The organism is Chimaeribacter californicus (genome assembly GCF_002858675.1).
In the GTDB taxonomy this organism is placed as follows: Bacteria; Pseudomonadota; Gammaproteobacteria; order Enterobacterales; family Enterobacteriaceae; genus Chimaeribacter; species Chimaeribacter californicus.
Map to the genome: position 1 here is coordinate 67,376 of NZ_PJZF01000025.1, position 7,574 is coordinate 74,949.

General features: G+C 60.0%; 9 protein-coding genes. 6 read left to right on the forward strand and 3 right to left on the reverse strand.

Annotated features, from left to right (window positions below; genetic code table 11):
- Nucleotides 1-186 precede the first annotated feature (186 nt).
- Together CYR55_RS20720 and fos are read left to right on the forward strand one after the other, a co-directional pair.
- The gene (locus tag CYR55_RS20720) at nt 187-1,689 is read left to right on the forward strand and encodes a GGDEF domain-containing protein (protein ID WP_241522200.1); all 1,503 of its coding nucleotides are present in this window, start codon (nt 187-189) and stop codon (nt 1,687-1,689) included.
- Entirely contained in the window at nt 1,689-2,108 is a 420-nt protein-coding gene (gene fos / locus CYR55_RS20725) for a fosfomycin resistance glutathione transferase (RefSeq protein WP_101818242.1), read from the forward strand. The genes CYR55_RS20720 and fos overlap by 1 nt, the downstream gene beginning before the upstream one ends.
- Nucleotides 2,109-2,123: 15 nt before the next feature.
- Here the strand turns inward: fos and CYR55_RS20730 are convergent, their stop codons facing one another.
- The 3 genes from CYR55_RS20730 to CYR55_RS20740 form a co-directional block, all read right to left on the reverse strand.
- Complete coding sequence (locus CYR55_RS20730) at nt 2,124-2,756, reverse strand: LysE family translocator (RefSeq protein WP_420912745.1); 633 nt, start codon at nt 2,754-2,756, stop codon at nt 2,124-2,126.
- 103 nt (nt 2,757-2,859) lie between these two features.
- Nucleotides 2,860-3,231 (reverse strand): NUDIX hydrolase, encoded by a 372-nt coding sequence (locus CYR55_RS20735; protein WP_101818244.1) that lies wholly within the window; start codon nt 3,229-3,231, stop codon nt 2,860-2,862.
- Nucleotides 3,232-3,240: 9 nt separating this feature from the next.
- A complete protein-coding gene (locus tag CYR55_RS20740) occupies nt 3,241-3,825 on the reverse strand; it encodes an NUDIX hydrolase (protein WP_101818245.1) in 585 nt (194 codons plus the stop codon).
- 83 nt (nt 3,826-3,908) lie between these two features.
- Between CYR55_RS20740 and CYR55_RS20745 the strand changes: the two genes are divergently transcribed.
- The 4 genes from CYR55_RS20745 to CYR55_RS20760 all read left to right on the forward strand — a co-directional run bounded on the left by CYR55_RS20745 (nt 3,909) and on the right by CYR55_RS20760 (nt 7,481).
- Entirely contained in the window at nt 3,909-4,670 is a 762-nt protein-coding gene (locus tag CYR55_RS20745) for a DeoR/GlpR family DNA-binding transcription regulator (RefSeq protein ID WP_101818246.1), read from the forward strand.
- A gap of 109 nt (nt 4,671-4,779) precedes the next feature.
- Nucleotides 4,780-5,181: a (R)-mandelonitrile lyase gene (locus CYR55_RS20750; protein WP_101818247.1), complete on the forward strand. Its 402-nt coding sequence runs from the start codon at nt 4,780-4,782 to the stop codon at nt 5,179-5,181.
- Between the two features lie 55 nt (nt 5,182-5,236).
- Nucleotides 5,237-6,130, forward strand: coding sequence for a LysR family transcriptional regulator (locus CYR55_RS20755; protein WP_101818248.1), 894 nt, complete (start codon nt 5,237-5,239; stop codon nt 6,128-6,130).
- Nucleotides 6,131-6,287: 157 nt separating this feature from the next.
- On the forward strand, nt 6,288-7,481 hold the full coding sequence (locus CYR55_RS20760) for an MFS transporter (protein ID WP_206604057.1): 1,194 nt from the start codon (nt 6,288-6,290) through the stop codon (nt 7,479-7,481).
- Nucleotides 7,482-7,574: the final 93 nt, after the last annotated feature.

Here is a 7,574-nt window from a genome sequence, read left to right on the forward strand (position 1 = left end):
CTGTTCGCGTTGCAAGGCGGCCACCACAGCAGGTGGCCGTTTTTTTGTGCATGTCGCATCAGGCCGGTGATGCCTGCGTAACGGTTTTCGCCGGAACGCGTTATGCTGGGTGATACGCCTCATTTACCACAGATTATCTTACCGGAGACAATGTTGGCCCTATTCCGTAACAGGTCACCCGAACGCATGATGCGCGCCTGCCTGATGATGATCAGCGCCGCCGTGCTGTTCACCGGCACCTGGTCGCTCTGGCACTCCTGGCACGGCACCGTGCAGGATGCAGAGAAAGACGCGAAAAACCAGTCCCTGTCGCTCTCGCGGCAGGCGCAGGATACCTTTTTACAGGTAGAGCTGACCCTGGAGGAGCTGACGCGTAACGCGGATGCGATATTCAATGCCCCCACCCATTTTGCCGGCCCGAGCGGGCTGCTGGCGGTGCAGAAAAGCAAGCTGCCGCAGCTGGACGGGCTGTTTGTCTATGATGCGCAGGGGCGCTGGCTCGCTACCACCGCGAAAAACGTGCCGAAAAATGCCAGTAACGCTGACCGGGAATATTTTATCTGGCACCGTGCGCATAACGATGAGCTGATCCACGTCGGGCATGTCATCCGCAGCCGCTCCAGCGGGGAGCTGATCATCCCGGTTTCCCTGCGCCTGAATGATGCGCAGGGGCAGTTCCGTGGCGTGGTGCTGGGCACGGTGAAAATCGATTTCTTCCGCCACTTTTATAGCTGGTATGAACAGGGGCCGGGCGACCTGCTCGGCTTGCTGCATGCCGACGGCACGATTCTTTATATCCGCCCGTTCGCTGACAATGTAATTAACCGCAGCCTCGCACACAGCCCGCTGTTTACCCACCTGCTGAAAAGTGCGCTTACCGGCACCCGTACCTGGAAAAACCGGGTAGATGGCGTAACGCGTTTGACGGGCTACGCCCGGCTTGAACGCTACCCGCTGGTGGCGGTGGCCGGTTATGACTACACGGCGTTACAGCGCACCTGGTTCAGCAACAATGCGGTGATTATCATCCTGAACGGCCTGCTGCTGCTGCTGGTGATGGTGCTGGGGCTGCTGGGGTTGAAACAGTTTAAGACCACGCTGAGAAAACAGCGCGAGCTGTTGCAGGTGCGGGATGAGCTGACGCGGGTCAACCATACCTTGCAGGATCTGGCGCTGGTGGACGGCCTGACCGGGATCGGCAACCGCCGCCAGTTTGATTTCTATCTGGAGCAGTGCCTGATCCGCGCGCAGGAGACCGGTTTGCCGGTCTCGCTGGTGATGCTGGACATCGATTTCTTCAAAAATTACAACGACGCCTTTGGCCATGTGGCCGGTGATGAGTGTTTAAGGCTGGTCGCAGAGGTGCTGGACAACCTGCCGCGCCGCGCCACCGACCGGGTAACCCGCTATGGCGGCGAAGAGTTTGCGCTGATCCTGCCCGGCACCGGCCCGGTTGAAGCCACCTACGTGGCCAAACGTGCGCTGGAGGCCTTACGCCGGGCCGCCCTGCCGCACAGCGCCAGCCAGTTGCCGGAAAAAATCGTCACGCTGAGCGGCGGCGTCAGCACCGCCGGCCCCGGCGACAGCGCCGACGCCCTGAAGCGGGCCGCCGATGCCGCGCTCTATCAGGCCAAACGCGCCGGGCGCAACCAGATTATGGGTACCGGGGCAGCATCAAAGGAGGAGTAATGCTTCAAGGGTTGAACCACCTTACGCTGGCCGTCTCTGACATAACGGCCAGCCTGAATTTTTACCAGGGGCTGCTGGGCATGGAGGTGCAGGCGTGCTGGGAGAGCGGCGCTTACCTGAGTTGCGGCCCACTCTGGCTGTGCCTCTCGGTGGATGCGGCCCGCTGCCCGGCCGCCCCGGAAAACAGCGATTACACCCACTACGCGTTTACGATTGCCCAACAGGATTTCACGCCTTTCACTGAGCGTTTACGCCTTGCGGGCGTAGCAATCTGGAAGGAAAACCGCAGTGAAGGGGACTCCTTTTATTTCCTGGACCCGGATGGCCATAAACTGGAAATCCATGTCGGCAGCCTGGCCCAGCGACTGGCTGCCTGCCGCCAGTCGCCGTATGCCGGAATGGTGTTTAAGGAAGCGTGATATCAAAGGAGGCTCTTAGTTGCGGCCAGTAAGAAGCTGCAGGCCCGCCAGGGTGAAACAGACAGCGAGCACCCCATCCAGCCCACGCTGAATTTTGCGGTACAGGCTAATCATAAAGGCAGTTGAAAAAAGCACGGCATAGCCGCTGAACACCGTGATGCAGATCGCCGCACAGCCAAGGACGATCGCCGGCAGGGAGGCGGATGCCGCGCCCGGTTTCAGGGCAACCGACATAATGGCCACCCATGTCAGGATCGCTTTGGGATTGGTGATGTGCATCAAGACGCCTTGCCGGAACATCGTCATATACCCGGCCGGGTGCTGGGTAGCTGCCGGATCCTGTGCGGGGGAGACAGGTTTCAGCGCCGATTTCCCGGCTTTAAAGGCGAGCCATAACAGGTAAAGGCCGCCAACTATCTTCAGGGCAAACAACAGCTCCGCAAAGGTAGCGAGCAGGGTCAATATCCCGGCGGCGGCCAGACAGGCCCACATCATCGAACTGACCACCACCCCTGAGGCCATCGCCAGCGCCGACGCCCGCCCTTTCTTCATTGCCGTCCCCATAATCGCCATATTGCTGGGGCCGGGGCTGGCGGTCGCGATAAAATAGGTGGTGTAAACCAGCAGCAGTTCGTTGATATTCGCCAATGCCATAATGACCTTCCTTGTTGAGATTATCTGCGTTCCCTCTTTATATCTTCTTTGTAAACGATATGTAAATTAATACAGGAAAAACCTGCTTCCCTGTTGCTTACGCCTCACTAAGCCGCGGGATTTCCTCAATCCGGGTAAACAGGGTTAACCCCAGCGATTGCCCGATGCGCACATCATTATCGGCACCCGCCGACGCGCCGGGGAGGCGCAAAATCGCATCACAATGGCCGATCAACCGGTGCGCCACCGGGTAGAGGAACGCTTCGCTGATGTCATCACCGATCCGGGTTGACCCGGCCGTGTGTGCCAGCGGCAGTGCCAGCCATTCGCCAATCACCGGCGTATGCCCGGTGTAGTAGACCGCCAGCGCGGCCTGCTCCAGGCTCGCCAGGTTTTCTTTGATGCGTGCGAGCGAGCCGCCGGTGCCGCTTCTGACCGGGCCGGCAATCAATATCATCATTCTTTTCATTATCGTCTCCTAGAGCTTCGCATGAATCGCAAGGTAGTGAAGCAACATAATGGTTTTGGCATCCATGATGTCGCCGGTGTCGATCGCCGCCAGGGCGCGTTCAAACGGCCACTCCAGCACCTCGATGTCCTCACCCTCTTCTGCCACGCCGCCGCCCTCCCCGCAGCGATGGCGCGCCGTGTACTCGCCGATGAAAAAGTAGAGCTTTTCCGTCACGGAGCCGGGGCTCATATAGGCTTCGAACACTTTCTCGACCTGCGTGACCTGAAAACCCGTCTCCTCCTCCGCCTCCGCCATGACCCGTGCTTCCGGCGAGGCGTTATCCAGCAGCCCGGCCGCGGCCTCGATTAAAAAACCGCAATGGCCATTGATATAGAGCGGAAACCGGAACTGCCGGGTTAACACCACGGTGCGCCGGGCCTTGTTGTATAACAGGATCACCGCGCCGTTTCCGCGGTCATAGGCTTCCCGGCTCTGCTCTTGCCAGGTGCCGTCGCGGCGTAAAAACTCGAACGTATAGGTTTTCAGGGTGTACCAGTTGTCGGATAACAGGGTTTCCCGGATATGCCGTACGCGCTGACAATCTTTTTCCATGGTGCAGGCCTCATTTGGGGTGACAAAAAACACGCTATCATGCACAATCGTGCAATATCAAGAAAATTCGTGAAGGATAAATCATGCTGGCCAGTCAACGAAAACAACAGATTTTGCAGATCCTCGCCGAGGAAAAGCAGGTGCTCTCCTCTGAACTCAGCCAGCGATTCGGGCTGTCTGAAGACTCTATCCGGCGCGATCTCAGGGAGTTAGCTGCCGAAGGACTCGTGCAGCGGGTGCATGGCGGCGCGCTACCGGTGTCGGCCGCGCTGGCACCGTTCGAAGTAAGAAAAAACGTGCAGATAAACTCAAAACGTGCCGTGGCACAGCGGGCTGCCCGCCTCATTCAGCCGGGCCAGGTGGTGCTGGTTGATGGCGGCACCACCACGGAAGAGATGATCACCTTCCTGCCGCCGGATCTTGCCGTCACGGTGGTGACCCACAGCCCAAGCATTGCCGTAGGGCTGGTGAGCCACCCGTCAGTTGAGGTGATTCTTATCGGTGGGACACTGTTTAAACATTCGGTGGTGACGATGGGGGCCTCAGTGCTTGAGGCCATCCGGCGGATAAATGCGGATCTGTTCTTTATGGGGGTCACCGGCGTGCATAAAACGGCCGGGTTCACCACCGGGAACTATGAGGAGGCGGGCATCAAAAGGGCGCTTTCTGAGCGGGCCGCCGAAACCGTGGTGATGGCCTCGCAGGAAAAAATCAATTCCGCCTCCCCGTTTGCCATCGGGGATCTTGCACTGGCCAGCACGCTGGTGGTGGATACCGGGCTGGAGCCGGAGATGCAGGCGGCCCTGGCCCGGCAACAGGTAACGGTTATCCGTGCTGATTTATGAAATCCATTCATAACACCATTCTTTCATAGGCACTTACGCTTTCCCGGTGTTTTTCCTATGCTTTGGTTCAGCAAAACCATCCACGCATTCTGTTGACAGGAGATTCACCATGACGAAAATTTACCAGGCCGGTTCCCAGGCCGCCTATGCCGGGCCGGAAGAGTGGTTTACCGGCACCGTGCGGGTTGACCCGCTGTTTGCCGCCGAAGAACCGGCCCGCACCAGCGGCGGCAGCGTGACCTTTGAACCCGGCGCACGCACCGCCTGGCATACCCACCCGCTGGGCCAGCGGCTTATTGTCACCGCCGGGTTTGGCTATGTGCAGACCTGGGGTGAGCCTGCCCGCGAAATCCGCCCGGGGGATGTGGTCTCTATTCCGCCGCATGAAAAACACTGGCACGGTGCCGGGCCCACCACCGCCCTGACCCACATTGCGCTCCAGGAAGCGCAGGACGGCAAAGTGGTGGAGTGGCTGGAGAAAGTCACCGACGAACAATATGGTGTCAAATAAACGACGTTAATGATGATCATCATCAGGCCACACCTTATCACCCAGGAGCACGCGATTGGCGCGGGAAAACCTTAATGATCTGACGGCCTTTGTCACCCTCGCCCGTGAGAAGAATTTTACCCGGGCTGCTGCGCAACTGGGGGTTTCCCAGTCGGCCCTAAGCCACAGCCTGCGTACCCTGGAGACGCGGCTGGGCATCCGGTTACTGACCCGCACCACCCGCAGCGTGTCGCTGACCGATGCCGGTGAACAGCTGCTGAACGATCTGGGGCCGTACACTGACGGCATCCAGGACACTTTGCAGTCGCTGAGGGATCTGAACGGTACGCCGTCCGGCACCATCCGTATCTCCACCTCTGATTACGCCATTAACACTGTGATTTGGCCGAAAGTGCGGGGGTTGTTGCGTGAATACCCGGAGATCAATCTGGAGCTGATTGATGATTACGCGTTGACCGACATTGTTTCCAACCGGTTTGATGCCGGCACCCGGCTGGGCGAGCAGATTACCAATGGCATGGTGTCGGTCAAAATCGGGCCGGATGTCCGGTTTGCCGTGGTCGGTGCGCCCGGCTATTTCGCACAGCATCCGGTGCCTGAACACCCTAACGATCTGCTGCACCATACCTGCATCAACCTCCGCTTTCCCACCCACGGCAACCTGTATGTCTGGGAGTTCGAGAAGGACGGGAAAAGCGTCAATGTGAAAGTGGAAGGCCAGCTGGTGTTCGGCCGGATCTACCAGAACCTGTCTGCCGCCCTGGAGGGGTTCGGGCTGGCGCATGTGCCGCGCGACATTGCTGAACCCTATATTGAACGCGGGCGGCTTGTCAGCGTGCTGGATGACTGGTGCCCCTATTGGGACGGGTACTACCTCTATTACCCGAGCCGCCGCCAGCCCTCAAAAGCCTTCCGGCTGCTGCTGGATGCTTTGCGGTTTTACCAATAATGCCCGGCACATTTATTCATTTCCTTCATAACTGCCAGCGAATTATCGCTATATTCTGCTGAATCACCGCTGGCTACACTACCTCTCTTATGTCCCTCACCTTGACCGGCGCCGTATGCCTGCACCCGGTGATTTTTATTCCAGGAGAATGATGACAATGTCAGTCACAACAGAGGTGGCGCGCCCGCGCCGGATGTGGAGCGCGGTCGGGGCGATGACGCTCTGTGTTGCCATGCTGATTGCCTCCGAGTTTATGCCGGTGAGCCTGCTGACCCCGATTGCCCGGGATTTGCATGCCACACAGGGCATGGCCGGGCAGGCGATTTCGGTGTCCGGGTTGTTTGCCGTGCTGACCAGCCTGCTGATCGCCCCGTTCGCCGGGCGTTTTGACCGCCGCTACATCCTGATGGCCATGACCCTGCTGCTGATCGCCTCGCTGGTGCTGATTGCGCTGGCACCCAGCTTTGCGGTGCTGATGGCGGCGCGTGCCCTCCTGGGGATGGCGGTGGGCGGCTTCTGGGCGCTCTCTACTGCCACGGTGTTGCAACTGGTGCCTGAGCCGCTGGTGCCGAAAGCGCTGGGTATGATCTATATGGGCAATGCGGTTGCCACGGCGTTTGCCGCCCCGGCCGGGGCCTACCTGGGGGCGGTGATCGGCTGGCGCGCCGTGTTTTGGGGGCTGGTGCCGATCGTGGTGGTGAACCTGTTGTGGCAGTGGGCCAGCCTGCCTGCGATGCCGCCGCGCGGCAGCATTCCGGTGTCGCGGGTGTTCAGCCTGCTGAAGCGCCGCCATGTTGGCTTTGGCATGCTGGCGATTATGCTGACCTTCGCCGGCGCGTTCGCCTCCTTCACTTACCTGCGGCCCTTCCTGGAAACAGAGACCGGTGCCGCACCGGGACAGCTCTCCCTGCTGCTGCTGGGGCTGGGTGCCGCCGGGTTCGTCGGGACGTATGTCGCCGGGCACTTGCTGGCGCGGGATCACCTGTTGCGGCTGTTGCGCGGCTTGCCGGTGCTGCTCGCGCTGGCCACCGCGGGCCTGCTGCTGATGGGGCATTTCGTGCCGGGCGTGGCGGTGATGATGATCCTCTGGGGCGGCATTAACGCCGCGATCCCGGTCTGCTGGTCCACCTGGCTGGCCCGCGCCCTGCGTGACGAACCGGAAAGCGGCGGCGGGCTGATGGTCGCCTGCATCCAGCTCGCCATTATGCTGGGCGGTGCGCTGGGCGGCCTGTTGCTGGACCATCTCTCCATCACCGCCACCTTTACCGGCGGGGTGATGCTGCTGGTGTTATCGGCGCTGATTGTCGGCGGCGGCGGGCGGATTTTGTGGGCGGAGTCGCCACGGGGGTGAGGGGCTGAGCTATCGCACCCAATAAAAAAGCCGATGCCCTTTCAGGGCATCGGCTTTTTCCTGCCAACCGGAAAATTACGCGGTTGGTAACTG